The sequence below is a fragment of the Amycolatopsis sp. NPDC051102 genome (assembly GCF_040682815.1).
Classification (GTDB): Bacteria; Actinomycetota; Actinomycetes; order Mycobacteriales; family Pseudonocardiaceae; genus Amycolatopsis.
The window spans coordinates 120,415-147,058 of the sequence record NZ_JBFBBT010000021.1; the positions used below are offsets into that span (position 1 = coordinate 120,415).

At 71.0% G+C, this 26,644-nt stretch carries 25 protein-coding genes; 18 read left to right on the plus strand and 7 right to left on the minus strand.

Annotated elements, in window-relative coordinates; genetic code table 11:
• Window positions 1–13 precede the first annotated feature (13 nt).
• From AB0M93_RS38760 to lysA, 6 genes are all read left to right on the plus strand, one after another.
• On the plus strand, window positions 14–718 hold the full coding sequence (locus AB0M93_RS38760; protein WP_364283959.1) for a GntR family transcriptional regulator: 705 nt from the start codon (window positions 14–16) through the stop codon (window positions 716–718).
• The gene (locus AB0M93_RS38765) at window positions 715–1,620 is read left to right on the plus strand and encodes a dihydrodipicolinate synthase family protein (RefSeq protein WP_364283810.1); all 906 of its coding nucleotides are present in this window, start codon (window positions 715–717) and stop codon (window positions 1,618–1,620) included. Before AB0M93_RS38760 ends, AB0M93_RS38765 begins: the two co-directional genes overlap by 4 nt.
• A gap of 473 nt (window positions 1,621–2,093) precedes the next feature.
• Window positions 2,094–3,131, plus strand: coding sequence for an acyl-CoA desaturase (locus AB0M93_RS38770; RefSeq protein ID WP_364283813.1), 1,038 nt, complete (start codon window positions 2,094–2,096; stop codon window positions 3,129–3,131).
• Window positions 3,128–3,310 carry an RGCVC family protein gene (locus AB0M93_RS38775; RefSeq protein ID WP_364283816.1) on the plus strand — a complete coding sequence of 61 codons (183 nt, stop codon included), beginning with the start codon at window positions 3,128–3,130 and terminating at the stop codon, window positions 3,308–3,310. Before AB0M93_RS38770 ends, AB0M93_RS38775 begins: the two co-directional genes overlap by 4 nt.
• A gap of 17 nt (window positions 3,311–3,327) precedes the next feature.
• Window positions 3,328–3,486 (plus strand): DUF6307 family protein, encoded by a 159-nt coding sequence (locus AB0M93_RS38780; RefSeq protein ID WP_364283819.1) that lies wholly within the window; start codon window positions 3,328–3,330, stop codon window positions 3,484–3,486.
• Between the two features lie 168 nt (window positions 3,487–3,654).
• Window positions 3,655–4,998 carry a diaminopimelate decarboxylase gene (gene lysA, locus AB0M93_RS38785; RefSeq protein WP_364283822.1) on the plus strand — a complete coding sequence of 448 codons (1,344 nt, stop codon included), beginning with the start codon at window positions 3,655–3,657 and terminating at the stop codon, window positions 4,996–4,998.
• Here lysA and AB0M93_RS38790 read toward each other — a convergent pair.
• A complete protein-coding gene (locus AB0M93_RS38790; protein WP_364283825.1) occupies window positions 4,995–6,533 on the minus strand; it encodes an APC family permease in 1,539 nt (512 codons plus the stop codon). The two genes, lysA and AB0M93_RS38790, sit on opposite strands and share 4 nt — an antisense overlap.
• A 281-nt stretch (window positions 6,534–6,814) precedes the next feature.
• Here AB0M93_RS38790 and AB0M93_RS38795 point away from each other — a divergent pair, with 281 nt between their 5' ends.
• Window positions 6,815–7,291, plus strand: coding sequence for an Lrp/AsnC family transcriptional regulator (locus tag AB0M93_RS38795; protein WP_364283828.1), 477 nt, complete (start codon window positions 6,815–6,817; stop codon window positions 7,289–7,291).
• Between the two features lie 44 nt (window positions 7,292–7,335).
• On the opposite strand, the gene helR is transcribed toward AB0M93_RS38795, so the two are convergent.
• Together helR and AB0M93_RS38805 are read right to left on the minus strand one after the other, a co-directional pair.
• Window positions 7,336–9,540 carry an RNA polymerase recycling motor ATPase HelR gene (gene helR, locus AB0M93_RS38800; RefSeq protein ID WP_364283831.1) on the minus strand — a complete coding sequence of 735 codons (2,205 nt, stop codon included), beginning with the start codon at window positions 9,538–9,540 and terminating at the stop codon, window positions 7,336–7,338.
• Between the two features lie 101 nt (window positions 9,541–9,641).
• Window positions 9,642–11,459 carry a LamG-like jellyroll fold domain-containing protein gene (locus tag AB0M93_RS38805; protein ID WP_364283834.1) on the minus strand — a complete coding sequence of 606 codons (1,818 nt, stop codon included), beginning with the start codon at window positions 11,457–11,459 and terminating at the stop codon, window positions 9,642–9,644.
• A gap of 79 nt (window positions 11,460–11,538) precedes the next feature.
• Between AB0M93_RS38805 and AB0M93_RS38810 the strand changes: the two genes are divergently transcribed.
• On the plus strand, window positions 11,539–11,928 hold the full coding sequence (locus tag AB0M93_RS38810; protein WP_364283837.1) for a VOC family protein: 390 nt from the start codon (window positions 11,539–11,541) through the stop codon (window positions 11,926–11,928).
• On the opposite strand, the gene AB0M93_RS38815 is transcribed toward AB0M93_RS38810, so the two are convergent.
• The 4 genes from AB0M93_RS38815 to AB0M93_RS38830 form a co-directional block, all read right to left on the minus strand.
• Window positions 11,904–12,386 carry a DUF6328 family protein gene (locus tag AB0M93_RS38815; protein WP_364283840.1) on the minus strand — a complete coding sequence of 161 codons (483 nt, stop codon included), beginning with the start codon at window positions 12,384–12,386 and terminating at the stop codon, window positions 11,904–11,906. The genes AB0M93_RS38810 and AB0M93_RS38815 overlap by 25 nt on opposite strands.
• 96 nt (window positions 12,387–12,482) lie before the next feature.
• Window positions 12,483–12,875, minus strand: a complete 393-nt coding sequence (locus AB0M93_RS38820) for a TIGR03667 family PPOX class F420-dependent oxidoreductase (protein WP_364283843.1) — start codon at window positions 12,873–12,875, stop codon at window positions 12,483–12,485.
• A gap of 64 nt (window positions 12,876–12,939) precedes the next feature.
• The gene (locus tag AB0M93_RS38825) at window positions 12,940–14,772 is read right to left on the minus strand and encodes a DUF2339 domain-containing protein (protein WP_364283846.1); all 1,833 of its coding nucleotides are present in this window, start codon (window positions 14,770–14,772) and stop codon (window positions 12,940–12,942) included.
• A gap of 60 nt (window positions 14,773–14,832) precedes the next feature.
• The gene (locus tag AB0M93_RS38830; protein ID WP_364283962.1) at window positions 14,833–15,798 is read right to left on the minus strand and encodes a Gfo/Idh/MocA family oxidoreductase; all 966 of its coding nucleotides are present in this window, start codon (window positions 15,796–15,798) and stop codon (window positions 14,833–14,835) included.
• Window positions 15,799–15,918: 120 nt separating this feature from the next.
• Between AB0M93_RS38830 and AB0M93_RS38835 the strand changes: the two genes are divergently transcribed.
• The 10 genes from AB0M93_RS38835 (at window position 15,919) to AB0M93_RS38880 (ending at window position 26,628) form a co-directional block, all read left to right on the plus strand.
• Window positions 15,919–16,341 (plus strand): hypothetical protein, encoded by a 423-nt coding sequence (locus AB0M93_RS38835; protein WP_364283849.1) that lies wholly within the window; start codon window positions 15,919–15,921, stop codon window positions 16,339–16,341.
• 35 nt (window positions 16,342–16,376) lie between these two features.
• Window positions 16,377–17,516, plus strand: a complete 1,140-nt coding sequence (dusB, locus tag AB0M93_RS38840; RefSeq protein WP_364283851.1) for a tRNA dihydrouridine synthase DusB — start codon at window positions 16,377–16,379, stop codon at window positions 17,514–17,516.
• Between the two features lie 75 nt (window positions 17,517–17,591).
• The gene (locus AB0M93_RS38845) at window positions 17,592–18,251 is read left to right on the plus strand and encodes a VC0807 family protein (protein ID WP_364283854.1); all 660 of its coding nucleotides are present in this window, start codon (window positions 17,592–17,594) and stop codon (window positions 18,249–18,251) included.
• Between the two features lie 32 nt (window positions 18,252–18,283).
• Complete coding sequence (locus tag AB0M93_RS38850; protein WP_364283857.1) at window positions 18,284–18,976, plus strand: GntR family transcriptional regulator; 693 nt, start codon at window positions 18,284–18,286, stop codon at window positions 18,974–18,976.
• Window positions 18,973–19,968 carry an ADP-ribosylglycohydrolase family protein gene (locus AB0M93_RS38855; protein WP_364283860.1) on the plus strand — a complete coding sequence of 332 codons (996 nt, stop codon included), beginning with the start codon at window positions 18,973–18,975 and terminating at the stop codon, window positions 19,966–19,968. The genes AB0M93_RS38850 and AB0M93_RS38855 overlap by 4 nt, the downstream gene beginning before the upstream one ends.
• Window positions 19,965–20,840, plus strand: coding sequence for a PfkB family carbohydrate kinase (locus AB0M93_RS38860; RefSeq protein WP_364283863.1), 876 nt, complete (start codon window positions 19,965–19,967; stop codon window positions 20,838–20,840). The genes AB0M93_RS38855 and AB0M93_RS38860 overlap by 4 nt, the downstream gene beginning before the upstream one ends.
• Window positions 20,837–22,270 (plus strand): cytosine permease, encoded by a 1,434-nt coding sequence (locus AB0M93_RS38865; protein WP_364283866.1) that lies wholly within the window; start codon window positions 20,837–20,839, stop codon window positions 22,268–22,270. Before AB0M93_RS38860 ends, AB0M93_RS38865 begins: the two co-directional genes overlap by 4 nt.
• Window positions 22,267–22,794 carry an isochorismatase family protein gene (locus AB0M93_RS38870; protein WP_364283869.1) on the plus strand — a complete coding sequence of 176 codons (528 nt, stop codon included), beginning with the start codon at window positions 22,267–22,269 and terminating at the stop codon, window positions 22,792–22,794. Before AB0M93_RS38865 ends, AB0M93_RS38870 begins: the two co-directional genes overlap by 4 nt.
• Before the next feature lie 10 nt (window positions 22,795–22,804).
• Complete coding sequence (locus tag AB0M93_RS38875; protein ID WP_364283872.1) at window positions 22,805–25,795, plus strand: NACHT domain-containing protein; 2,991 nt, start codon at window positions 22,805–22,807, stop codon at window positions 25,793–25,795.
• Complete coding sequence (locus AB0M93_RS38880) at window positions 25,795–26,628, plus strand: alpha/beta hydrolase (protein WP_364283875.1); 834 nt, start codon at window positions 25,795–25,797, stop codon at window positions 26,626–26,628. Before AB0M93_RS38875 ends, AB0M93_RS38880 begins: the two co-directional genes overlap by 1 nt.
• Window positions 26,629–26,644: the final 16 nt, after the last annotated feature.

Below are 26,644 nucleotides of genomic sequence, written 5' to 3' on the forward strand. Positions count from 1 at the left end.
ATCGGACATGCCAGTGGCGAGCACTTCTTCGGCCCGGAGGCCGCCGCCGCCCGTCTCGCGGACGGATTTCGTGCGTGACGCGATCAAGGAAGCGATCTTGAGCGGCGAGTTCGGACCGGGCGAAACGCTCGTCGAAGCCGAGGTCGGCGCCCTGCTCGGGGTGTCGAAGACGCCGGTGCGCGAAGCCCTGCGGATCCTGGCCGGTTCCGGTTTGGTCACGATGAGCACGTACAAGGGGGCCGCGGTCCGGGTCATGGACGCCGAGAGCGCGTACGCGGTGTACGACCTGCGCGCGCTGCTCGAGCCCGAAGCCGTCCGGCGCGCGGTCGAGCGCGGCGCGGACTTCGGCCCCGCGCGGCAGGTGCTGGCCGGCGTCGTGACCGGCACGGCGGCCACCGACCGCGCGAAGGCCAGCCTGGCCAACCGGCTGTTCCACCGCGCGCTCTACGCCGGGTGCGGCAACCCGCTGCTGGTCGAGGTCCTGGACGGGCTGCGCGACCAGGCGGCGCTGATCACCGTCACGGGCTGGGGCATCAGCCCCACCTGGCCGGGCGAAGCGGCCGAACACCGGGCGATCCTGAACGCCGCCGAGAGCGGCAACGCCCGGCAGACCGAACACCTGCTGCGCAGGCACATCACCGATTTCATCGACCGGGTCGCCCTCGAGCTGCCCGGCGAACGCACCACCGAGACCGGCGATCCGAAGGGGGCCCGATGACGTTCGAGGAGCAGAGGCGGCGGCTGTCCGGGGTGGTGGCCATCCCGGTCACGCCGTTCGACGCCGAGGGCGCCGTCGACGGCCAGACGTACGCGAAGCTGGTGGACCGGCTGATCACCGGCAGCATCGAGGTGGTGACGCCGAACGGCAACACCGGCGAGTTCTACGCGCTCGACGCGGCCGAAGCGCGGCAGTGCCTGGAGGTCACCGTCGAAGCGGCGGCGGGCCGGGCGAGCGTGCTGGCGGGGATCGGGCACGACGTCGCTTCGGCGACGCGGGCCGCGGTGCACGCGCGGGACGCCGGCGCGGACATGATCATGATCCACCAGCCGGTGCACCCGTACGTCTCGGGCGACGGCTGGGTCGACTACCACGCGGCGATCGCCGCCGCGGTCCCGGAACTCGGCGTCGTGCTGTACGTCCGCAACCCGGCGATCACCGGCGGCCAGCTGCGCGCGCTCGGCGAGGCAGCGCCGAACGTCATCGGCGTGAAGTACGCGGTGCCGGACCCCGTGCGGTTCGGCTCGGTCGCCCGGGACGCGGGCTTCGGCCGGTTCGTGTGGATCGCGGGACTGGCGGAGCTCTCGGCACCGGGCTACTTCGCCGTCGGCGCCACGGGGTTCACGTCCGGGCTGGTGAACGTCGACCCGGCGATCTCGCTGGAGATGTTCCGCGCATTGTCCACAGGGGACTACCCGGCGGCGATGACGGTCTGGGAGCGGATCCGCCCGTTCGAGGAACTGCGCGCGGCCAACGGGAACGCGAACAACGTCAGCGTGGTCAAGGACGCGCTGGGCCAGCTGGGGTTGTGCCGCCCCGACGTCCGGCCGCCGAGCCGGCTGCTGACCGCGGGCGAGCGGGAGCAGCTCTCCGGCCTGCTCTCCTCGTGGGGGCTTTCCTGAATGGCGGCTCGTCGGCGGGTCGGGGGGCGGCGGCGATGCCGGACCCCGGCTCGTCGACGAGCCACCCGCTGACAGGCGTCCACCGGACACGAACCTCGTCGTAGCAACCAATTTGGGCGCCCCGGGCGTCGCTTCGGCAACTGCGGGCGGCTGCTCGCCGGTCGAACGACCGGCACGGCTGCAAGACGAACGGGTTCACGAACCCGGTTGCGACTCCTGTCTCCGGCCAGGCGAACCGGCCGGACGGCCTCGGGTGTGTGGTAGGTCACCGTCATCCCGATGTGGCTGACTGTACACCTCTTCGGTGGTCAACGGGGAATTGCCAACGAGACCGCCGGGTGGGAGGCTGTGCGTAGGACGCGGTACCACCGCGACCAGGCCCCAGTGCCCTTTCCCGAACCGGACCCAGACCCCGTCAGGGCTGGAAACCGTTGCTGGACAAGCCATTACGACTTAACCAGAGCGGTGCGTCGATGACTTCCACGCAAATCCCGGACACTCCTGCCCTGCCCGGCAGCGATTTCGCCGAGCTGTCCCGGCTCATCAAGGACGCGGGCCTCCTGCGGCGGCGACGCCGCTACTACGCCGTGCGCATCGGGCTCAACCTCGCCGCGTTCGGCGGCGGCTGGGTCGCCTTCGCCTACCTCGGCGACTCGTGGTGGCAGCTGCTGCTCGCCGCGTTCTTCGCGATGGTGTTCGCGCAGCTGGCGTTCATCGGCCACGACGCCGGGCACAAGCAGATCTTCCGCAGCCGCCGGGCGAACGACGCCACCGGCTTGGTCCACGGTGGACTCACCGGGTTGAGCTACGGCTGGTGGATCGGGACGCACGCGCGCCACCACGCCAACCCCAACCACGAGGACGAAGACCCGGACGTCGACATCGCCGCGCTCGCATTCAGCAAGGCGCAAAGCTCGCAGAAGCGCGGTTTCCTGCGCTGGATGGCGAAGTACCAGGCTTTCCTGTTCTTCCCGCTCCTCCTGCTCGAAGGCCTCAACCTGCACGTCTCGAGCGTGAAGGCGGCATGGCGCGGGGACATCCGCAAGCACCGGCTGGAGTCCGCGCTGCTGATCGGGCACCTCGTGGCCTACCTGGCCGCGGTGTTCGTCGTGCTGTCGCCGCTGACCGGAATCGTCTTCATCCTGGTGCACCAGTTCCTGTGGGGGCTGTACATGGGCTGCTCGTTCGCGCCCAACCACAAGGGCATGGAGATGCTGTCGGCCGGGCACAAGCTCGACTTCCTGCGCAAGCAGGTGCTGACCTCGCGCAACATCCGCGGCGGCCGGGTGACCGACTTCGCCCTCGGCGGCCTGAACTACCAGATCGAGCACCACCTCTTCCCGAGCATGCCCCGGCCGAACCTCAAGCACGCGCAGACGATCGTCCGGGACTTCTGCGCCCGGCACGACATTTCCTACGCCGAGTGCGGCTGGGCCCGCTCGTACGGGTACGTGCTGCAGCACCTCCACGCGGTCGGCGAACCCCTCCGGACGGCGACGGTGACGCCGTGACGGCGCCGGGACCCGAAACGACGGAAGTGCCTCGCTCCGGCACGCAGTGCCCGAGCTGTCCGCACCCCCTCGGCACGCACGACGCGATCGCGCGTCGCTACTGCGCCGCGACCGCGGCCGGCCAGGCGGCCGACCGCGGCTGCGTGTGCGGCTCCACGACCGAACACCGAGCACGATGAACACGGACAGGACCACCATGAGCACCCCGATCCAGCCCACCACCCGCTACCAGCTCCGCATCGACCGCGCGAAGCGGGTCGTCCTCGCCAACACCGAGCTCGGCGACGCCCAGGCGCTCGCACTGGCGGTGCAGCTGGTGCACGAACTCGACACCACCCCCGAAGCCATCCGCTGATCCGGGATCGCCGCAGCTCAGCCGAGGTGTGGCCGAAGTTACTCGCGCGTTAACAACGCGTCAGCGGGCGCCCCGGAGCCGTCAGGACGGCGTTCACGGGTGATCTCCGGGCGTGCCCGCGGGGGTGTCCTGGCGGAGTCCGATCCGCCGTGATGCCCGGAGGCACCCGTGACGCTCAGCGAGCTTCTTCCCAGCCTCGGCTGCGAAGCCGCCGATCACCTCGAGCCAGGAGTCTGGCCGCGAAGCACCCGACTCGGCGAAGACGGCGAACTGCTCTTCGCCGGCGCGCCCGTCAGTCACCTCGCGGCCCGCTTCGGGACGCCGTCCTACCTCATCGACGAACAGCAGGTCCGCGACACCGCACGCGAGTACCGCGAAGCGCTGCCGGACGTCGAAGTCGCGTACGCGAGCAAGGCGCTGTGTACGCGGGCTGTCCTGCGCTGGGTCGCCGAAGCGGGGTTGTCGCTCGACACCTGCTCCGCCGGCGAGATCGCCGTCGCGCGCTCGGTCGGCTTCCCCGCGGAGCGCATGCTGCTGCACGGCAACGCGAAGACCCCCGAGGACCTGAAGGCCGCGCTCGGCTACGGCGTGCGGCGGATCGTCGTCGACTCGCTCGACGAGATCGAGCAGCTCGGCACGCTCGCCCACGGCGCCCAGCAGGTGATGGTCCGGGTGACGCCGGGCGTCGCCGCCGGGGCGCACGCGGCCATCAGCACCGGCACCGAAGGCCAGAAGTTCGGCTTCTCGCTTCTCGACGGCGTACCCGACAACGTCGACGCCGCCGTCGAAGCAGTGAAGAAACAACCCGGGTTGCGGCTTCAGGGCTTGCACTGCCACATCGGTTCGCAGGTGTCCCGGGTCGACCTGTACGAGGCCGCCGCGCGGCGGATGGCCGAGGTGCTGATCCGGATCCGCGACACCCACGGCGTCACGCTGCGGGAGCTCGACCTCGGCGGTGGGCACGCGGTGCCCTACGCCGGCGGCGAGCCCGCGTTCGACCTCGGCGGCTACTCGCGGCGCCTGCGCGTCGCCCTCGCCTACGAATGCGCGGCGCACGGCTTCCCGGTGCCCCGCCTGACGATCGAGCCGGGCCGGGCGATCGTGGGGCCGGCCGGGATCACGGTGTACCGCGTCTGCGCGGTCAAGCGCGGCAGCCGCACCTTCGTCGCGGTCGACGGCGGCATGAGCGACAACGCGCGCCCGGCCCTCTACGGCGCCCGCTACACCACGCGGCTGGTGGGACGGCGGTCGAAGGCGCAGCGCGTCCCGATGACCGTGGTCGGCAGGCACTGCGAAGCCGGTGACGTCCTCGCCGACGGCATCAGCCTGCCCGCCGACCTGCGCCCCGGCGACCTGCTGGCCGTGCCGTGCACCGGCGCGTACCACCACTCGCTGGCGTCGAACTACAACCAGGTCGGCCGCCCGCCGCTGGTCGGCGTGCGGGACGGCGTCGCGACGCTGCTGGTGCGCCGCGAAACCGAGGAGGACCTCAGCCGGCGCGACCTCGGTTAAGCCTCGACGATGCGGTCGCCGCCGCGCGGCACGATCCCGCGCGGCAGGCGGCGGCCGGCGAAGAAGTCGCGGCAGGCGCGGTGGACCGCGAACATCAGCGGCACCCCGAGCACGATCGACACCACGCCGATCACCGCGACGCCGCCGATGCCGAACACCGTCGTCTCACCGGCGTCCGGCCGCGCGTACTCGATCAGCGCGAACACCAGCACCGCCAGGAAGAACAGGCCACCGGTGAACGGCAACAGCCCGCGCAGCACGAAGTTGCGCACGCTCGCGAACAGCGTCCGGCGGAACACCCAGACGCAGGCCAGCGCCGTCATCGTATACTCGATCGCGATGGTCAGGCCCACCGCGTCCACCGAGTCGGCCAGGACGTTGTCGCTGATCAGCGCCAGGAGGACGTACACGGCCAGCGAGACCAGCCCGAACGCCCAGGTCGCCACGGTCGGCGTCCGGAACCGCGGGTGCACGCGGCCGAAGACGCGCGGCAGCGCACCGTGGCTGGCCATCGACAACGTCGTGCGCGCCGCCGGCATGATCGTCGCCTGGCTGGTGGCCGCGCCGCTGGTCAGCACCGAGACGATCAGCAGCACGCCGAGGATCTTGCCCGTCGTCCCGTCGCCGAACACCGCGCCGCCCAGGCCGGCCAGGACGTCCTCGGAGTTGGCCTCGTTGGCCAGGCCGATGCCCTCGCTGCCGGTCCCGGCGAAGGCCAGCGCGGCGACCGTCACGAGCAGGTAGTTCAGCACCAGCAACACCGTCGAAAGCACCGCGGCCCGCCCCGGCGCGTGGCGCGGATCGGCGGACTCCTCGTTGACCGACAGCGAGCTTTCCCAGCCCCAGTAGATGAACACGGCCAGCAGCACCGCCGAAACCGCGGTACCGGCCGAAACCCCGCCCGGCCACAGCCAGTCCAGCCGCGGCACCGACGCCTGCGGGCCGGCCGTGCCGTCGAAGACGCGGATCAGCGCGACGGCCGAGAAGAGCACCAGCACGGCGAGCTCCACGCCGAGCAGGATCCACTGCGCCCGCGCGGAGACCTCGATCCCGCGGTGGCAGAGCCAGCACAGCGCCAGCAGCCAGGCGGCACCGATCGCCGTCGTCACCCACCGGTTGCCCGCCGCGTCCGAGGCGCCGAACAGCAGCAGCGTGTAGCGGCCGGTGAGCGCAGACTGGCTGCTCATCACCAGCAGCTGCGCGACCGTGACGACCCAGCCGGTGAACCACCCGGCGTGCGGGCCGAACGCGCGCGCCGCCCAGGTGAAGTTGGTGCCGCAGTCGGGTTCCGCGGTGTTCAGCTCGCGGAAGGCGAAGGCGACGAACAGCACCGGCACGAACGAGAGCAGCACGAACGCGGCCGCCTTGAACCCGGTGCCCGCCAGCACGATCAGCCCCAGCGTGGCCGCGATGGAGTACGCCGGCGCGGTCGACGACATCCCGATCACCATCGACGACACCATGCCCAGCGCGCCACCGCGCAGCCCCTTCGCGGGAACGGCGGGGGCGACGCCGAGCGCCACGGCCTCCGACATGCGTTGGTCCTCCTGAGTTTGCTGGGACGCCGGGGTTGCCGGTACGAGAGAAGCCGCCAGACGGTACCTGCCGGCGTGCCGTACGCGCGTCCCGCTGTGCGCGGGCGCACAAAACCGCCTCGGAAAACCTCGTGAGTTTCACCCCGCGCCACCGAATCCTCGGCTGATCGTGGCGTGTACGCCGAATCACGCGAAGCTGACGCGGAGGGCTCGCTTTCTCCGCTGGTCTCGATACGCTGCGCACTTGACAAATCACATGCCGAAACACAGGGAGGGACGGCATGGGTGACGAAACACGTGCGCGCGCGCTGGACAATACGGACAGATCGCTGATCGGCCTGCTCCAGCAGGACGGCCGGGCCTCGTTCACCGCCCTCGCCAAGGCGGTCGGGCTTTCGGAGGGAGCGGTCCGCCAGCGCGTGCAGCGCCTGCTGCGCGACGACCTGATGAAGATCGTCGCGGTGACCGACCCCGCCAACGTGGACCTGACGCGGCAGGCCATGGTCGGCATCAACATCGAAGGCGCTGATCCGCGCGAGGTCGCGGACAAGCTGTCCGAGCTCGAAAACGTGCACTACGTCGTGTTGTGCGCCGGGCGCTACGACCTGCTCGCCGAACTCGTCTGCCGGGACGACGACCACATGCTCGAGGTGCTCGGCGACGAGGTGCGGAAGATCCCGGGCGTGTCCGGGACCGAGCTGTTCGTGTACCTGAAGCTGGCCAAGCAGGACTACTCCTGGGGCCGGCTCACGGCGTAGCGGTGCGGGGATGACGGGCCTGCACCCGCCACCCCCGCGGTCCGCTACAGGAACCGCCGGTGCCCCGCCCGCGCCGGCACACCGGCCTCGGCGAGGCCGGCCAGCGCCGCCGGGAGCGGATCCCGGTGCAGCACCCCGAGGCGCTGCGTGGCGCGCGTGAGCGCGACGTACAGCTCGGCCGCGCCCCGCGGGCTCGCGGCCAGGATCCGCGCGGGCTCGACGACGAGGACGGCGTCGAACTCCAGGCCCTTGGTGGCCGACGGCGGGATCGTTCCCGGCACGCCCGGCGGCCCGATCACCACGCTGGTGCCTTCGCGCCCGGCCTCGTCGCGGACGAAGTCCTCGATGGCGTCCGGCAGTTCGTCGTCCGCCACTCGTCTGGACCACGGCCGGACGCCGCACGCGCGCACCGATTCCGGCGGCCGCACGGCCGGCGCGAACCGGGCCAGCAGCGCGCCCGCGACGGCCATGATCTCCGCCGGGGTCCGGTAGTTCACGGTCAGCTCGCGGTACAGCCAGCGGTCGCCGGCGTAGGGCGTGAGCATCGTCGCCCAGTCCCGCGCCCCGGCCGCGGACCGGCGCTGCGCGAGGTCGCCGACGATCGTGAACGACCGGCTGGGGCACCGCCGCATCAGCACCCGCCAGTCCATTTCGGACAGTTCCTGGGCCTCGTCGACGACGACGTGCCCGTACGTCCAGTCGCGGTCGGCGGCCGCCCGCTCGGCGAGGTCACGGGTGTCGCGCTCGACGAATCGCCCGGCCAGGTCCTCGGCGTCGAGGAGGTTCTCGGCGACCAGCTGGACGTCCTCGTCGAGCTCCTCCTGGTCGAGCCGCATGAGCTCCATGACGCCGGAGGCGTACTCGGCCTCCGCTTCGGCCTGCCGGCGTGCGGCGGCGCGTTCCTCGCTGTCGTCCCGGCCCAGCAGGTCGACGAGCTCGTCGAGCAACGGCACGTCCGACACGGTCCAGGCCGTCCCGTCCGCGCGGAACAACGCCGGGGCAGCCCCGGCGGCCTCGAGGCGGTGCGGGGACTCGTACAGCGGCGCCAGCAGCGTTTCCGGCGTCAGGTACGGCCACAGCTCGTCGAGGGCGGCGCCGAGCCTTTCGTGCTGCGCGAGCTCGTCCAGGACGTCGGCGCGGAGATCGGCCCACAGCATGCGGTCCGCGGGGGTGAGCCAGCCTTCGCCGATCTTCGCCACGACCCGCTCGGCGACGAGCTCCAAGGCGCGCTCGCGGAAGAGCCGGCGAGCTTCGTTGTGCGGCCGCCCGGACCGGCGTGCTTCGAGCCGGGCCTCGGCCGCCAGCCCGGCGTCGAGCTCCACGGTGACGTCACCGAGGTCGACGGGCACCGGCTCGGCAGGCACCCGCTGCCGGTCGGCGACCGCGGCGGCCAGCACGTGGAGGATCTTCAGCGAACCCTTGAGCCGCGCCACCTCCGGCCGGTCCTCGGCTGTGACACGCAGGCCGGGCACGAGGTCGCCGGTGGTCCGGAAGACGACGTCCGACTCGCCGAGCGAGGGCAGCACGCGGCCGATGTGGTCGAGGAACAGCGGGCTCGGCCCGACCACGAGCACACCGCTGCGGGACATCCGCTCCCGGCGCGTGTAGAGCAGGTACGCCACCCGGTGCAGGGCGACCGCCGTCTTGCCGGTGCCGGGACCGCCTTCGACCACCAGCACACCCGGGTGGCCGAGGCGGATGATCTCGTCCTGCTCGGCCTGGATCGTCGCGACGATGTCCCGCATGCCCTCCCCGCGAGGCGCGTTGACCGCCGCGAGCAGCGCCGCGTCCCCGCGCTCGGTGTCGCTGGGACGGCCGAAGACTTCGTCGGTGAAATCGACGACCCGGCGCCCCATCGTGTGGAACTGACGACGCCGGCGCATGTTTTCCGGCGTCGCCGCGGTGGCGACGTAGAACGGCCGCGCCGCCGGCGCCCGCCAATCCAGCAAGAACGGTTCGTAGTCGTTTTCCGCATCGAACAGCCCGACCCGGCCGATGTAGCTGGTTTCGCCCGAAAGGGCGTCCAACCGGCCGAAGCAGAGCCCGTTGTCGGCGACGTCCAGCCGGGCCGCCTCCGACGACCGGGCGCGGACGTCGTTCTCCCGTTCCCCCGGCGTCAGCTCGGTTTGCCCGAGTGCGCCGTGGTAGCGGGCCTGCGCCGCCGCGCGTTCGCGGTCGAGCCGCTCGTACAGCGCGGCGACGTAGGCCCGTTCTTCCCGCAATTCCTCGTCGTACCCCTGGTTTGACAAGTTCCCCTCACAGCGGTTAGACTCATATCAGGTTCGGCGAGTTCTCCTATTACCCCTGGAGAGCACGCCGATTTTTTATTGTCCACCCGCTGTCAAGGGGCTCAGCCCAGCATGAATTCGCGCGGGTCCAGCGGCCGGTCGGCCACCCGCACGTCACCCAGCAGCCCCGCGAAACTGCGGTCCACCTTCCCGTCGTAGGACGACGCACCGACCAGCCACGGCCCGCCCGGGTCGGCGAGCCCGACGGCGGGCGTGGCCGGGTTCCGGACCACCGGGCAGCCGTCGACGTACACCGTGGTCCGCCGGCCGTCGTTGACCACGGCGACGTGCCACCACTTCTCCACCGGCAGCTCGTGGCCCCAGTTCGTCGACGTCCGGTTCTGGTTCAGCGGGTACACCGCCCACTGCAGCTCCCCACTGTCCGAAAGGGACAGTGTGGCCGCCGACTCCTTCGGGTCGTCGCCGGTCTTGCCCGCGGCGGCGCCGCTGCCCTGCCGGGCGAACAGCCCGCACCAGCCGTGGTGACCGTCCTTGAAGTCGGCGGGCAGCCAGAAGAACGCTTCGACGGTGTAGCCGCGTTCGAACTTCAGCTTGTTGATCGGCGCCGCGTCGACCGTGCGCAGGTACGCGCCCCGGCTCGGGTCACGGCCGCCGTCGAACCGAAGGCTCGCCCGCGACGGCTGCCGCGGCGAGAACTCGCTCGAGTACTTCAGCGCGTCCGGGCCGCTGCCGGGCGCGGTGACGCGCGTGAGGTCGTTGCCGCGGCCGGTCTGGTCGCGCACGACGACGTTGTCCGGCACCGCCTTGCCGTCCTGACCGCCTTCGAACCGCCAGTAGGCGACGGTCCCGGGGATCAGCAGCTGCTTCGCCGGCCGTCCGGGCGGGACCGGCACCGGCGCGAAGCCCTTGAAGCGCTCGGCGAAGTCGATCTCCACGCTGAAGTAGTCGGCCGCGCCGCTGCGCTCGACCTCCTGCTGCTGCATCTCGCTCAGGTGGTCCTGCGCGGCGAGCCACGGCGAGAACGTCCGGACGTCGATCACGCCGCGCGCGAGGTCGAACTGATAAAGCCGGACCATCGCGCTGCCGCCGTAGTAGCGGTCCTGGTAGTTGGCGAGGTGGACGTGCACGTCGTGCCCGGCGGCGTTCTTCCGGACGGTCCGCCCGGTCGGCCAGTAGTGGCCGTTGAGGGTGAGGAAGATCTGGTCGTTGCCCTGGACGAGCTCCTGCCAGACGTGCTCGCCGAACGTCGAGAACTGGGCCTGGTGGTCGTCGTCGGCCCAGACGAGGTCGTGGATGGTCAGGATCGCCGGCAGCGTCGGGTGCTGCGCGAGGACCTGCTTCGCCCAGTTCAAACCGCCCGCCGAGGGCCGCCAGTCCAGCGCCAGCAGCAGCCACTCGCGGCCGCCGCCGCGGAAGATGTGGAAGGTGTTGTAGCCGTCCTTCGACGCGCCTTTGAAAGTCGTGGAGTTGCGCTGGCGCTGTGGTCCGAAGGCGTCGAGGTACGGCGAGGGGCCGCGCTGGTCGTCCTTCGAGCCGTCGATGTCGTGGTTGCCCGCGAGGGTGCTGTACGGGAACCGGTGGCGGTCCAGCGCCTGGAACGACCGGCTGATCCGGGCGAACTCGTCGGCGCGGCCGTTCTGGGTGAGATCGCCGAGGTGGGCGAGGAAGACAACGTTGTCGGCCTGTGCTTCGAGGACGTACCGCAGCGAGGCGTCGAGCGGGGCCGCGTCGCCGCGGTCCTCGTCGAACAGGTACTGCGTGTCCGGCATGACCACGAGCGTGAAGCGCGGATCTTCGGCGTCCGGGCGGTGCCGGCCGGTGGCTTCGGCGGCCGGGGCGCCGAGGACGTTCGGCAGGGTCACCGCGGCGGCGACGGCCGGGGCGCCGAGGAGGAAGGTCCGGCGAGATGTGTCAGTCACGGGCGGGAAGCTACGGGCGGCTTCCGACCGCCTCGGCAACTGCTGCCGAACACGGGATGAACAGCGGTACTGTGCCCGCATGAGCGGCCCGCGGGTGTTCCGGTTGATCCAGCCCGTCGACGACATCGGCGTCGCGGTCGCGTTCTACGCAGCCGTCCTCGGCGCCCCCGGCGAACGCATCGCGGTCAACCGGCACTACTTCACCTGCGGCGGCGTCGTGCTCGCCTGCGTCGAGGCACCGCCCGAGCACCGCGAGCCCCGGCCGCGGAAGGACCCGCGGATCGTCTACCTCGCGGTCGACGACGTCGAAGAGACGTTCCGGCTGGTCCAGGCGGCCGGGCCGCGCTGGGTGGACGACGCCATCGAGACCCAGTTCTGGGGCGAACGGTCCTTCTACGCGGACCCGTCCGGCAACCCGCTCTGCTTCGTCCAGGAAGACACGCTCTACTTGGGCGGCCCGGTCGGCTGAGCGTCCGGGCGCAGCCGGAACGGCATGACGAACCAGAGGACGCCGAAGATCAGCAGACAGAGCACGCCCAGCACGGCCATGGCGATCCCGCCGTAGACCACCTTGGCGATCAGCGCCACCGTCGACGTGATCGCCAACGCCAGGCAGACCAGGCCGACCAGCACGAACCGGTTGCCGACGGCCAGGATCCGCTCCCGGCTGCCGGTGCGGAACAGCAGCCGGTGCCACGCCGCGGGCGCGGTCAGCAGCGCCGTGGCCGCCACCGCGAGCGTCACCGCGGACAGGTGCAGCGACTTCTCGAACCCGCTGGCGTCGTGGAACCGGTCGGTGAACACGACCGACAGCAGGAAGCCGAAGAGGATCTGCACGCCGGCCTGGGCGACCCGCAGCTCCTGCAACAGTTCGCCGACGTTGCGCGTGAGCTGCTCGTTGCGGGTTTCGCCGGTGTGTTCGGGCACACACGCACCATAACCGGACCGCGGACACGCCACCGGCTGGGAAATTCGTGACTTTTCCACCGGTTTGCGGCGGTCCGCTGTCCGAAATGGACGGGTTCAGAACCCCCAGGAGCGCTCGGGCACCACGCGGATGCGCACGGAGTACGCGGCGTCGAAGGCCTCCGGCGTCTCGAAGCCGATGCCCGGGTAGAACTTGGCGTACTTGTCGAGGTACCCCGGCGCCTCCGACGCCTTCCCGGTCTCGACGTGCGCTTTCCCGTTCACCACGAGGACCGATCCGCCGTACTCGTCGCTGTTGAACTGGAAGCTCACCTCGGGGTTCGCGGCGATGTGCCGCAGCTTCGCGGTGTCCGGCTTGCTGAACAGCACGATGTCGTCGCCGTCGAGGACGAACCACACGGGCCGCGGCGCGGGCCGGCCCTTCGGCGTGACGGTGGTCAGCCAGGCGATGTTCTCGCCCGCGCGGTCGGTGAGCTTCGGTGTGGCCATGTCGGTGCCCCTTGGTCGCCGGTGGTGATCCAGGCAACCACGGGGCACCGGCAATTCTTCCCGGCTAGCGCGACGCGACCCGCCGCGCGTACCGCGTCCCGGCGGCCAGCAGCACCAGCCCGGCACCGAGGAACGCGCCCACCCTGGCCAGGCCGTCCAGCGCCGACAGGTCGAACAGCACCAGCTTGAGCACCGCGGCGCCGACCAGGACCAGCCCGGTCACCCGCAGCCCGGCGACGTCGATCCCGCGCAGCAGCAGCACGAGCGCCGCGACCGTCCACGACACCGTGATCAGCGCGTGGCCCAGCAGGAACCCGGTCCGGCCGGGCACCGCCAGGAGGGCACCGCACAGCACCACCCCGGCGGCGCCGTACAGCGCGGAAACCCCGGCGAGGAGCCAGATCGGCAGGTCGTCGGCCGGCCCGCGGAACACCTTCAGGCGCGCCGCGGCCCACGGCAGCACGACGGAGACGGCGAGGATCAGCGCGGCGACCGCGAGCCCGCCGGTCAGCACGGCGACCGGCCGGTCGCGCGGCACGATCAGCAGCGCCGGCGTGACGTCGAAGACCACGCCGACCAGCCCGCCGATCACCGCGAAGCCGAGCGCGGCGGCGAGCGCACCCCGGTTGCGGCCGCCCACCGCGGCCACGACCAGCAGCAGCGCCTCGCCGAGCAGCACCCCGGCGCGCGCTGGGCCGTCGAACTGCGTGACCGTCGCCTGCAGGATCGCCAGCAGGCCGGCCAGCCCGGCCACCTGACCGGCGAACCCGCGCCAGAAGCGCTGCGTCGCCCAGACGCCGAGCAGGACCACGCCCGCGGCGGCCGTGACCGGCACGGCCTGCGCCTTCGGCAGCAGCACGGCCGCGATGAGCGTCGGCAGCACGGCGGTCGCCAGCACGGCCAGCGCGGCGGGGTCGTTTTCGCGGCGGCGCAGCACGATCAGGGCGAGCACGACGCCGGCCACCCCGGCGCCGCCGGCCGCGGCGGTGTTGGCCCAGCTGCCGCCGCCGCCCAGCACCGCGGTACTGATCACCGAGGCGAGCAGCGGCGGGACACCGGCGGCGAGCGTCAGCGACGACCAGTCGCGGCGCAGCTGCACCGGCGCCGTCGCGAGCTGCACCATCAGCAGGAACGTGACCAGTTCGGGGGTGAACCCGCGGACGATCATCGGCGCGCACACGACACAGCCGACGACGACGGCGGCGGCCAGCAGCGGCGACTCCCACCGAACGGCGACGAGCAGGCCGCCGACGGCGACCGCCAGCCCGGCGGCGAGCCCGGCGAGCACCGGCAGGAAGCCGTACAGCGTGGTCGCGGCGACGGCGTCCAGGTAGAGCGTGGCGATGCCGGTGGCGGCCAGCGCGAAGGCGCCGGTGCGGCCGGCGGGCTTGCGGTGCAGCCACACGCCGGTCCCGGTCAGCGCCAGCCCGAACCCGGCGCCGACGAGCACCCGCGGCAGCGGTCCGAGCCAGCCCCGCTGCACGGCCAGGACGAGCAGCAGGACGACCCCGAGGAGGGTGACGGCCCCGCCGACCCAGGCGAGGACGCGGCTGCCGGCGCCTTCCTTGCCGAGCTTTTCGCCCAGCGTCTGCCGCGGAGCGGGCATGGAGGACGCCGGCGGGTACTGCGGCGGCGGGACGTACTGCGGCCGGGGCGGCGGCTGCCACTGGTACTGCGGCCACGGGACCGACTCGGGCCGCATGGGCCGGGGAGGTTGCGGAGCCGGCTGTCCGGCCCGCTCAGGCTCCGGGGACGGCTCGGGGTGCGGCGGCTGTCCGGCAGGCTCGGCCCGCTCGTCCCGGACGGTTCGCAGTTCGGAACCCACCAGGGCGAGACGACGCCCCAGGTCGTCGATCTCGCCGGCGAGCCGGAGGAGCACATCTGCGTCGGTGGTCATACCGGACAGGGTCACGCACGGGCGTCCACCTGCGGATCCGTAGCACTACTCAATCCGCGGTCACGTCCTGGTCGCGGCCAGCACCTGGTCCATGGTGGTCATGATCGAGACGGTTTCACCGAGCGGCATGAGCGGGCTCTCGGTATCCCCGGCGGCGAGCCGCAGCGCCACTTCGTCGGCCTGGTGCCGCAGGCCACGGCCTTCGTCGACGTATTCGAAGCGACGCCGTTCCCCTTCGCGCGGAACGAGGGTGAAGGAGGCGGGGGCGTAGAACGGCCCGTCGACCTCGATGCGCGCATCGGTGCCGACAATGACCGCGGTGGTCGGCGAAACGGCGCTCAAGGTGCAGGTCAGCACGGCCTGCGCACCACTCGCGTAGCCGAACAGCATCGACATCTGCGCATCGACCCCGGTGAAGGCGGGAGTGACCATGGCGGCGACGCGCTCGGGCGCCCCGAGCACCATCGACGCGAAGGAAACGGGATAGATCCCCAGGTCGAGCAGGGCACCACCACCGAGTTCCGGCGCGAACAGCCGGAAGGCGGGGTCCTCGGCGAACCACTGCCCGTGATCGGCGGAAACGGTGACAATGTCGCCGAGCTGCGGCAGGAGCTCACGGATGTGCCGGACGTGCGGCAGGAACCGCGTCCACATCGCCTCCATGAGGAAGAGACCCTTGTCCCGAGCCAGGTCGACGAGATCCCGAGCTTCGCCGGCGTCCATCGTGAACGGCTTCTCGACGAGCACGGGCTTCCCGGCCTCGAGCGCAAGCCGCGCGTTGGCGTGGTGCATCGGATGCGGAGTGGCGACGTAGACGACATCGACGCCGGGATCGCTCGCAAGGGCTTCGTAGCTGCCGTGGCGGGTGTCGATGTCGTGCTGGTCGGCAAACCGCCCGGCGCTCTCGACGGTGCGCGACCCGACCGCGGCGACGACACCGGACTCGGTGAGCTTCAGGTCCTGAGCGAAGGCGCCGGCGATGCCGCCGGTACCCATGATTCCCCAGCGAAGCGGCTTGTTCGTCATACGCAGAACCCTATGCCTGTCGAGTGCGACAACGCGTACCCCCGCGTTTCTACCTGCGGAAACAGCGCGCGCCCCGCAGATCGGCGTCATCAGCCGAGGCAAACTGTCACGCTTGCTGACATGACTACGACCTCGACGGACCAGGCACCGCTTCGGCTTGCGATCGAACTGGGAGTGGAGCCCGACACGATCCGTCTCCGAGCCTCCGGAACGCTCGCAGCGGACTTGCGTCCGGCACTCACCGAAGCCGGCCTCGTGAACCACCGCGGCTTCGAGTTCTCGAGCGGTCCCGCGCTCGAACTGGTGGTGGTGACCGTGACCAGTCCATGGTTCTGGGGCGCCCTGGCGGCAACGATCCGGACCGTCGTGCACCGGCACGACAAGAAGGAGCTCAGGACTTGGATCAACGACCAGGAGGTCGCGATCAAAGGGTACTCCCCGGATGACTTGCAGAAGATCATCCAAGTCCTGCTCCAGGAGGAACAGGCTAAGCGAACCGCCGACTTGGAACGGATCAAGAAGCTCCGCCGGAAGGACAAGTAAGCCCCTGGTCGGCGTGACCGACACCACAAGCGACAATGGAGACCGTGACCGCCACCCTGAGCAAGCCCGCCCTGAAGATCGGCCCCTACCAGGTCGATCCCCCGGTCGTGCTCGCCCCCATGGCCGGGATCACCAACGTCGCCTTCCGGCAGCTGTGCGCCGAGTACGGCGCCGGCATCTACGTGTGCGAAATGATCACCGCCCGCGCCGTCGTCGAACGCCACCCCGGCACCATGCACATGATGACCTTCGGGGCGAACGAAAAGCCCCGGTCCATGCAGCTCTACGGCGTCGACCCGAAGACCATGGCCGAAGCCGTCCGGATCATCGTCGGCGAAGGCCTCGCCGACCACGTCGACTCCAACTTCGGCTGTCCCGTCGCGAAGGTGACGCGCAAGGGCGGCGGGGCCGCGCTGCCGTTCAAGCGGAAGCTGTTCGAAGCCATCGTGCGCGAGTCGGTGAAGGCCGCCGGGGACACGCCGTTCACGGTGAAGTTCCGCATCGGCATCGACGACGACCACCACACCTACCTCGACGCCGGCCGCATCGCCGAAGCCGAGGGCGCCGCCGCCGTCAGCCTGCACGCGCGCACCGCCGCGCAGCGCTACTCCGGCCAAGCCGACTGGACCAAGATCGCCGCCCTGAAAGAGGCCGTGACCAGCATCCCCGTCCTCGGCAACGGCGACATCTTCTCCGCCGCCGACGCCCTGCGCATGGTCGACGAAACCGGCTGCGACGGCGTCGTCGTCGGCCGCGGCTGCCTCGGCCGGCCCTGGCTGTTCGGCGAGCTCGAAGCCGCCTTCGCCGGCCGCCCCCTCCCGACCCCGCCCAACCTCGGCGAAGTCGCGAAGGTGCTCCGCCGCCACACCGAGCTCCTCATCGAGCACGACGGCCACGACAAGGCCATGCGCGACATCCGCAAGCACATGGCCTGGTACCTGATGGGCTTCCCGGTCGGCTCCGAACTCCGCCGCGGCTTCGCGATGCTCTCGAGCATGGCCCAGCTCGACGACCTCATCGCCCAGCTCGACCACGACGCCCCCTTCCCTGAAGCCGCGACGGGTCCTCGCGGACGTCAGGGCTCACCGGGCAAGGTCACGCTGCCCCACGGCTGGCTCGACGACCCGGACGACGACTGCGTCCCCGAGGCGGAAGACATGCACTCGGGCGGCTGAGCCGTGACATCTGTCAGCCCGAAGTCGTGGCGGACGGCATCCTCGCCGAACCTCCCGCCGCGACAAGCTTTCGGCATGACGACGAACCAGCCCGGAACCGCCCTCCTCAAGACCCTCGCCATCGAGATCGCCGTGCCGGCCGCGGTCTACTACGGCCTCCACTCACTCGGCGCAAGCGACTTCGCCGCGCTCGCCGCCTCGGGAGTCTTCCCGCTGGCCCGGACCCTCTTCCAGTTCGCCAAGGACCGCACGCTCAACGGCCTCGCGCTGGTCGTGCTGACCACGAACGTCGTCGGGATGCTGCTCACCTTCGTCACCGGTGACGCCCGGATGATGATCGCCAAGGACTCGCTCGGCAGCGGCATCACCGGCCTGGTCATGCTCGCCTCCGCATTCACCGCGGCCCCGATCATGACCAAGACCATGCGCCCGTTCCTCACCCGCGGCCAGGCGGCTCGGGAAGCCGCGTGGGACCGGCTCGGCGGCACCACGCGCTTCGACGCCATCCTGCGGCGCTGCACCGTGATCTGGGGCATCGGCTTCGTGCTGGAAAGCTCGGCCCGCATCGCCGGGGCGTTCATCCTGCCCGTCTCGACCATGGTGTGGCTGAGCACTGTCCTCTTCGCGGGCGTCTTCGCGGTGATCATGGTCGTCTCCGGGAAGGTCGCCGAACAGGCCGGCAAGATGCTCGCCGCGGAGGCGAACGCCGAGGTCAAGACGCTGATCGCCGCTTGACCCGCGCGAACGCCGGGTGTACAGGTGTGGACATGTACAGCAAGCGGCAGCAGCTGGTCGGCGACCTCACCGACCTGATCCGCTCCGGGCGGCTCGCCCACGGCGAACGCCTTCCCGGCGAGAACCAGCTCGCCCTGCAGTACCAGGTCAGCCGCGGCACCGTCCGCAGCGCGCTGTCCGAACTCCAGCAGCTCGAGCTCATCTCCACCCAGGCCGGCGTCGGGTCGTTCGTCGCCTTCGACGGCGTCCAGCTCGACCAGCGGATCGGCTGGGCCCGTGCCCTCGCCGACGCCGGCGCGCCGGTCACCACCGAACTGCTCGGCATCGAGACCGTCGAAGACGTTGCCCTGCAAGAAGAATTCGGCGAGACGGCCTACGTCGCCGTGCGGCGGCTGCGGCGGGAACACGACCGCGGGATCTCGCTCGAAACCGCCACCGTGCCCGCCGTCGGCCCGCTCGCCGACCTCCCCGGGACCGGCCTGCGGGACGGCTCCCTCACCAAGACCCTCGAAGCCGCCGGGCGGATCTCCGTCGGCGGTGACCAGTGGATCAGCACCGAACGCCTCGACGCCTGCGCCGCCGAACTGCTCGGCCGGAGCATCGGCGAGCTCTTCCTCCGCGCCGAGCGCACCTCGGTCGACGTCGAAGGCCGGCTCGTCGAGCGCGTCGTCAGCCTGCTGGACCCGGACCGGTTCCAGTTCCACCTCACCTTCGGGCACCGGTGACCGCGCGGGACCGGGCGCTCGGCGCGTTCACCGGGCTGGCCGTCGGCGACGCGCTCGGCATGCCGACGCAATCGATGTCCCGCGCCGCCATCGCCGCCACCTACGGGCCGGTCACCGGCCTGCTCGCCGCCGTCGCGGAGCAGCCGGTCGCGCCGTCGATGCCCGCCGGCTCGGTCACCGACGACACCGAGCAGGCCATCCTGCTGGCCCGGCTGCTCATCGACGGGCGCGGCACCGTCGAGCCGCACGTCTTCGCCGACGCCCTGCTCATCTGGGAGGCGGACATGGTCCGCCGCGGGTCCGCGGACCTGCTCGGGCCGTCCACCAAGCGGGCGCTGGCCCGGCTCCAGGACGGCGTCCCGGCCGACGAAGCCGGCCGCACCGGGACCACCAACGGCGCCGCCATGCGGGTCACGCCGGTCGGCATCGCCACGCCGTCGGAGAACCTGCACACTCTGGTCGACGCGGTGGTCGCGACCGCGCGGGTCACGCACAACACCAGCCTCGGCATCGCCTCGGCCGCCGCGGTGGCGGCCGCCGTCTCCGCCGGCGTCGACGGCGCGAGCCTGGCCGAAGCGCTCGACGCGGGCGAGCGCGCCGCCGTCGTGGGCGGGGAGCGCGGGCACTGGGCGCCCGGCGGGGAGATCGCCGCGCGGATCCGCTGGGCGCGCGGCTGGGTGCGGGGCATGGCCGCGGACGCCGTGGCCGACGCGGTCGCGCGGGTGATCGGCACGTCGGTCGCGTCGCAGGAGTCCGTCGTCGCCGCGTTCGCGCTGGCCGAAGCCATGGGCGACGACCCGCCGGCGGCGCTGCGGCTGGCCGCCGGGCTCGGCGGCGACACCGACACCGTGGCCGCGATCTGCGGGGCGATGCTCGGTGCTGCGCACGGCGTCGGCGCCTTCCGCCCCGACGTCGTCGAGACCGTGCTCGCCGTCAACCGGCTCGAATTCGGGCCGCTGGTCGACGAACTCCTGAAGCTGCGCCGCCGATGACCGGGCGGCTGGTGCACACCGGACAGGTCGTCGTCGACCTCGTCATGGCGGTCCCGGCCCTGCCACCGCACGGTGGCGACGTCCTGGCTTCGTCGGCGAACCTGTTGCCCGGCGGGGGTTTCAACGTGATGGCCGCCGCCGCGCGGTCGGGCGCGCGGGTGCTTTACGCGGGCTGCCACGGAATCGGCGCCTTCGGTGACCTCGCCCGTGCGGCCCTCGCCGCGGAAGGGGTGGAACTGGCACATTTGCCATTGTCCGAAGTGGACACTGGCGTCGTCGTCGTGCTCGTCGACGCGACCGGCGAGCGCACCTTCGCGACCGGCACCGGCGCCGAAGGACGGCTGCGCGCCGAACTGCTCGACCGGATCACCCCAAAGACTGACGACGTGGTGTACGTGAGCGGCTACAGTTGGTTGCACGAGATCAATCGCGGGGCCCTCCTCGGATGGCTGCCCCGTCTTCCCGGCTCGAGGATCCTGTTCGATCCTGGCCCGCTCATCGGCGACATCAACCCTGGAGACCTCCATGACCTACTGTCCACAATAGACATCCTGAGCTGCAACGCCCGCGAAGCCGAGGTACTGGGCGAGCTGCCGCCGGTCGCCGTCGTCCGCGAGGGCGCGAAGGGCTGCCGCGTCCACGAACACGGGCGGATCATCGACGTCCCCGGGTTCTCGGTCGACGCGGTGGACACCACCGGCGCGGGCGACACTCACTGCGGCGTACTGGCTGCGGAGCTGCTGCGCGGCAGTACTCTCCTCGACGCCGCCGTGCGTGCCAACGCGGCGGCCGCGCTTTCGGTGACCCGTCCCGGCCCGGCGACCGCGCCGGTCCAGGAGGAGATCGACCAGCTGGTGGAGGCCATGCGATGACCGGTTCCCGCAGGCTCGAGGTGGAGACCAACGGCCTCGACGTGATCGACGACGCCGAGCGGCGCGGACGGCCCCGGCAGCTGTTCTGGCCGTGGTTCGGCGCGAACGTGTCGGTGCTGGGGCTGAGCTACGGCTCGTTCACCCTCGGCTTCGGCATCTCGTTCGGGCAGGCGCTGGTCGCCGGTGTCGTCGGCATCCTGTTCTCGTTCCTGCTCTGCGGGTTCATCGCCATCGCCGGCAAGCGCGGATCGGCGCCGACGATGCTGCTGTCACGGGCGGCGTTCGGCGTGCGCGGCAACCGGCTGCCCTCGGCGATCTCGTGGCTGCTGACAGTCGGCTGGGAGACCGTGCTCGCCGCGCTGGCGACGCTGGCCACGGCGACCGTGTTCGAGCGGCTCGGCTGGGGCGGCGGGACACCGACGAAAGTGGTCGCACTGGTCGTGGTGGCGGCGCTGACCGTCGCCGCCGGCGTGCTCGGCTTCGACGCGATCATGAAGCTGCAGACGTGGATCACCTGGATCACCGGCGTGCTCACCGTCGTCTACGTGGTCCTGGTGGCCGGCGACGTGCACTGGGCCGCGGTCAGCGCGCTGCCGTCCGGTTCGGCGCAGCAGTGGGTCGGCGCGCTGGTGTTCTTGATGACCGGCTTCGGCCTCGGCTGGGTCAACGCGGCCGCGGACTACTCGCGCTACTTACCGCGCTCGTCGCCGAGCCGGGGCGTGGTGGGGTGGACGACGTTCGGCGCGTCAGTGGCCCCGCTGGTGCTGCTGGTGTTCGGGCTGCTGCTGGCGGGGTCGTCGCCGGACCTGAACAAGGCGATCGCGGCGGACCCGATCGGCGCGCTGACGACCTTGCTGCCGCTGTGGTTCCTGGTGCCGTTCGCGATCGTCGCGGTGCTCGGCCTGGTCGGCGGCGCGGTACTGGACATCTATTCGTCCGGGCTGGCGCTGCTCTCGGCAGGGCTGCGCATCCCGCGCCCGGCGGCGGCGCTCGTCGACGGCGTGATCATGGTCCTCGGCACGATCTACATCGTGTTCTTCGGCGGCGAGTTCCTCGGCCAGTTCCAGGGTTTCCTGGTGACGCTGGGCGTCCCGGTCGCGGCCTGGTGCGGCGTGATGCTCGCGGACGTCCTGCTGCGGCGCCGCGACTACGCCGAGCGAGACCTCTTCGACCCGGCCGGCCGCTACGGCGACGTCCGCGTCGGTCCGATCGCGCTGGTGCTGGTGGCCACGGCACTCGGCTGGGGCCTGGTGACGAACACCTCGGCGGACTGGCTGAAGTGGCAGGGCTACCTGCTGGAACCGTTCGGCCTCGGCGGCCGCGACGGGGCATGGGCCTTCGCGAACCTCGGCGTGCTCCTGGCCCTGGCCCTGGGCTTCCTGGTGACGTTGCTGACGCGGCAGCGGGTCCGCGCCCAGGAGGCGGCGTGAAGTCGGTCCTGGCGGTCATCGACCTGCAGAACGTGTTCGCGGACAGGGCGAGCCCGTGGTTCACCCCGCGCTTCGCCGAGGTGGTCCCGCAGATCGCACGGTTGGTGACGGCGTTCGGCACCAACGTCGTGTTCACCCGGTTCGTCGCGCCTTCGCAGCCAGAAGGGGCGTGGAAGCGGTACTACGCGCAGTGGCCGTTCGCCCTGCAACCCCCCGACGCCCCGCTGTACCAAGTGGTCGACGCGTTCCAGCCGACGTCCACAGTGGACGCGACCACGTTCGGCAAGTGGACCCCGCGCATGGCGACCCGCGTCGGCGGCGCGGGCTTGGTCCTCGCGGGCGTCTCAACGGACTGCTGCGTGTTGTCAACGGCGCTGGCCGCAGCAGACGCGGGCGTAGCGGTAACGGTGGTATCGGACGCGTGCGCGGGCGTCGACGACGAGAGCCACGCAAAGGCCCTGGACATCCTGCGCCTGTACGGCCCGTTGGTGACGGTCGCCACAACGGAGGAGGTGCTCGGCTAGGCTGCTTTCGGTGAGCATCGAGGCCTCGGCGATCGCGTTGACGACGGCGGTGGTGAAGGCCGCCGCAAAGATCTGGCTGGGCGACCGCCCCATCGCGGCCGACGCTTCGGCCAAGGCGCTCGACCTGCTGGAGAAGCAGGTCACCGGCCTCAACGACCGCCGCAAACTCCGGCTCCTCTTCACCAACCTCGAAGACCGGGTAGCCGACCGGCTGCTCCCGTTCCTGGAGATCGAGTTCCGCGCGGTGCCGGAAAACGACCGAGCGGCCGCGGTCGAGGCGGTCCGCGAGACCTTCGAGCGCGCAGCGTTGACCGACGACGACCTGTTCGACGCCGACCTCGACGCCGCGTACCTCTACCGCTACCTGCTCCGGACGGTCCCCGGCGTCACCAGCCTCCTCTCGGCCGACGCAACCGAGCTGTACCGGCGGGTGCTGCGCGAGTGCTGCGCCTACCTGGTCCAGGTGACAAGCACCCTGCCGCGCTTCCAGCCGGGTGCGCTCGTCAAGATCCTCCAGCGCGAGACGGAGATCCTCGAGACGGTCCGCAACGTGCTGGCAACGCTCCCCGAGCGCCGTCACCCGGACGACTTCGCCGCGGACTTCCGCCGCCAGGTCGTGACGGCCCTCGACCGAATGGAGCTGTACGGCGCGGGCCTGACCGAAGCAACCCGGTTGTACCCGCTGTCGGTTGCCTACCTGAGCCTGAGCGTCACCTCCGACATGGAGGTTCCCGGCGACCGGATCGAGCACGTGCTGCCGCGCACGTCGAAGATCCTCCTGCGCGGCGAAGCAGGCTCCGGCAAGACGACGCTGCTGCAGTGGCTGGCCGTCCAGTGCGCGAGCCGGCAGCTGCGGAACGTCGACGGCTGGGACAACGTCGAGCCGTTCCTGGTGCGGCTGCGCCGGTTCAGCCACTCGCCGCTGCCGACACCGGCACGCTTCCTCGACGAGGTGGGCAGGCACATCGCCGACGAGATGCCCCCGGGCTGGGTGCACCGGCAGCTGCGCCAAGGCCAGGCCGTCGTGCTCGTCGACGGCCTCGACGAGGTCCCGGACGAGCGCCGCCGCGAGGTGCACGAGTGGCTACGCGGACTCGTCGGCGCGTTCCCCCGCGCCCGGTTCGTCGTCACCACGCGCCCGGCCGCGGTGACTTCCGGCTGGCTGAGTGCCGAGGGGTTCACCGAGGTGCGCCTCCAGCCGATGACCCCGCGCGACGTCCGGACGTTCGTCACGCGCTGGCACCAAGCACTGCCAGGCGAGCCCCTCGACGAAGAACGCGACGCCCTGATCACGGCCATCGGCGCCCGCAGCGCCCTGCGGCGGCTCGCCGAGAACCCGCTGCTGTGCGCCTTGCTCTGCGCACTCCACCACCAAGGCAGCGGACGGCTCCCGGAAAACCGGATGGAGCTGTACGACGTCGCGCTGCGCATGCTGCTCGACAGCCGCGACATCGAGCGCAAGATCGACTCTCCCGTCCGGCTGTCGCTGACCGAGAAGCTGGTGCTGCTGCGAAGCCTGGCGTACTGGCTGGTCCGCAACGGTCACACGGACGTCCCGGCCGCCGACGCCGAAGCCCGCATCACGGCAAAGCTGCGGTCGATGGGCCAGATCGACGTGACCCCGCGCACGGTGTTCCGCCACCTGCTGGACCGCGGCGGCGTGCTGCGAGAGCCGGTCCCAGGCCGCATCGACTTCGTGCACCGGACGTTCCAGGAGTACTTGGCCGCCCAGGCGGCAATCGAAGAGGACGACATCGGCATCCTGACGGCAAACGCCCGCCGCGACGAGTGGCGCGAAGTGGTGGTCCTGGCGGCGGGCCACGCCCACCCCTCGCAGCGCGAGCGCCTGCTGGACGGAATCCTCCAGTGGGACACGGACGAACAGGAACGGCTGAAGCTCGACCTGGTGGCGCTGGCGTGCTTGGAGACATCACCGACGTTGAGCGAGCAACTGCGGAACGAGATCGAGGACCGCGCCAGCACGCTGATCCCGCCTTCCGACAAAGACGAAGCAAAGGCGCTGGCAGCAGCAGGTGACTTCGTTCTCGACCTCTTGGCCGACAGCGAACCCGAGACTCCCGAAGCAACGGCGGCGACTATCCACGCGATTGCGTTGATCGGCGGTCCGGGGGCGTTGGAACTGCTGACCCGCTACCGCAATGCCCGGGAACAGATCGTGGTGGATGCGCTGGTCGAAGCCTGGCGCCGGTTCGACCCGGCCGAATTCGCCGAGCGCGTGCTGGCCGATCTGCCGATCGATTCCCTGTGGTTGGACGAACCCGCGGTCCTTGCCGGCCTGCAGCACCTGCGGCATCTCAGGCACCTCTTCTGCGACGTCACCGGCTCGGACGAGTTCTGCCTTGCGCCGTTGGCGAACGCCTCGCTGGAATGCATCACCTTGGAAGGGGGCCGGGTCCATGAATCGACGGATATCGCACCGCTGGCCGGGATAGCCACCCTTCGCAAAATCGTCGCCAGGACGCCGACACACGGGTGGGCGCGAATGGCCGAGCTGCCGGACCTGAACGCACTGACGCTGAGCCACCTCGAAGACGTCGGCCGGATCGCCGAGCTGACCCCCTTGCGGCACTTGACCGCGCTGACGCTGCGCGAACTCCCGCATCTCGCGGACCTGCGGTGTTTGTCCTTTCTGGACCAGCCAAACCAGCTGAGCTTCGAGTACTGCCCCAACCTCCGGGATGTCCGCGCCCTGGTTCGCTGGGCCGGTAGCCTGACCGAGCTCAGCTTCTTCGATTGCCCCGAGGTGGACCTGAGCTTGCTGCCTTCCCTGACCGGTCTCCGGGTGCTGTCGCTCGCGAACACTCCCGTTCCGGACCTTCGGCTCGTGACCCGCCTGAACGCGCTTCGGGAACTGCACCTGCGCGGCAACGGCGACATCGATCTGAGCCCCCTCGACGACCGGCCTGACCTCGAAGTAACAGCGACCGTCGACCCCCCGTACTTCGACGTGGATGCAGCAGCGAGCGATAAGTTCGAGTAGTGATCGACCACATCAGCATCCCCACCGAAGCCGGTTCCTTCGACGCCATCGCCGCCGGCCCCGAAGACGGGAGGCCCGTCCTCCTCCTGCACGGCTTCCCCGAAGCCGCGGTCGAGTGGGAGCACCAGGTCGCCACCCTCGGGGTGCTCGGGTTCCGGGCCGTCGCGCCCGACCAGCGTGGCTACTCGCCCGATGTGCGGCCCGAGCAGGCCGGCGACTACTCCATCGATCACCTCGTCGGGGACGTCGTGGCGATCGCCGACCAGTTCGGCTGGCCGAAGTTCCACCTCGTCGGACATGACTGGGGTGGCGCCGTCGCCTGGTGGACCGCCGATGCGCACCCCGAGCGCCTTCGGAGCCTCGCCGTCGTCTCCACTCCGCACCCCGCGGCGCTCGCCAACGCCATGAAGACCGACGAAGACCAGCACCTGCGTACCCGCTACATGACCGAGTGGCGGCAGACCCGCGTCACCGAACGGCGGATGCTGGAGAACGACGCCCGCGCGCTGCGGGAGATGTTCGACCGGCGCGTGCCGCCGTCGAAGATCGACGACTACGTGCAGCGGCTGTCCGAGCCGGGGGCGCTCACCGCCGCCCTCAACTGGTACCGGGCCGGCCGTCCCGGCGGAAAAATCGGGAAGATCTCCGTGCCGACGCTGTACGTCTGGAGCACCGAGGACGTCTCGTTCGGCTCCACCGCCGCTCTCGACACCGCCGACTGGGTCACCGCGCCCTACCGCTTCGAGATGCTCGAGGACGTCACGCACTGGGCGCCCGAGGAGGCGCCGGAGGCCGTCACCACGTTGCTCGTCGAGCACCTCCACGCGCGGTAATCGCCCGTCACCCCAG

Coding starts and splice junctions, on each gene's coding strand:
- AB0M93_RS38770 (WP_364283813.1), top strand. CDS start 2,094: ATGACTTCCACGCAAATCCCGGACACTCCTGCCCTGCCCGGCAGCGAT.
- AB0M93_RS38780 (WP_364283819.1), top strand. CDS start 3,328: ATGAGCACCCCGATCCAGCCCACCACCCGCTACCAGCTCCGCATCGAC.
- AB0M93_RS38820 (WP_364283843.1), bottom strand. CDS start 12,875: ATGGCCACACCGAAGCTCACCGACCGCGCGGGCGAGAACATCGCCTGG.
- AB0M93_RS38825 (WP_364283846.1), bottom strand. CDS start 14,772: ATGACCACCGACGCAGATGTGCTCCTCCGGCTCGCCGGCGAGATCGAC.
- AB0M93_RS38860 (WP_364283863.1), top strand. CDS start 19,965: ATGACCGGGCGGCTGGTGCACACCGGACAGGTCGTCGTCGACCTCGTC.
- AB0M93_RS38845 (WP_364283854.1), top strand. CDS start 17,592: ATGACGACGAACCAGCCCGGAACCGCCCTCCTCAAGACCCTCGCCATC.
- AB0M93_RS38850 (WP_364283857.1), top strand. CDS start 18,284: ATGTACAGCAAGCGGCAGCAGCTGGTCGGCGACCTCACCGACCTGATC.
- dusB (WP_364283851.1), top strand. CDS start 16,377: ATGGAGACCGTGACCGCCACCCTGAGCAAGCCCGCCCTGAAGATCGGC.
- AB0M93_RS38810 (WP_364283837.1), top strand. CDS start 11,539: ATGAGCGGCCCGCGGGTGTTCCGGTTGATCCAGCCCGTCGACGACATC.
- AB0M93_RS38835 (WP_364283849.1), top strand. CDS start 15,919: ATGACTACGACCTCGACGGACCAGGCACCGCTTCGGCTTGCGATCGAA.
- AB0M93_RS38765 (WP_364283810.1), top strand. CDS start 715: ATGACGTTCGAGGAGCAGAGGCGGCGGCTGTCCGGGGTGGTGGCCATC.
- AB0M93_RS38830 (WP_364283962.1), bottom strand. CDS start 15,798: ATGACGAACAAGCCGCTTCGCTGGGGAATCATGGGTACCGGCGGCATC.
- AB0M93_RS38790 (WP_364283825.1), bottom strand. CDS start 6,533: ATGTCGGAGGCCGTGGCGCTCGGCGTCGCCCCCGCCGTTCCCGCGAAG.
- AB0M93_RS38865 (WP_364283866.1), top strand. CDS start 20,837: ATGACCGGTTCCCGCAGGCTCGAGGTGGAGACCAACGGCCTCGACGTG.
- AB0M93_RS38795 (WP_364283828.1), top strand. CDS start 6,815: ATGGGTGACGAAACACGTGCGCGCGCGCTGGACAATACGGACAGATCG.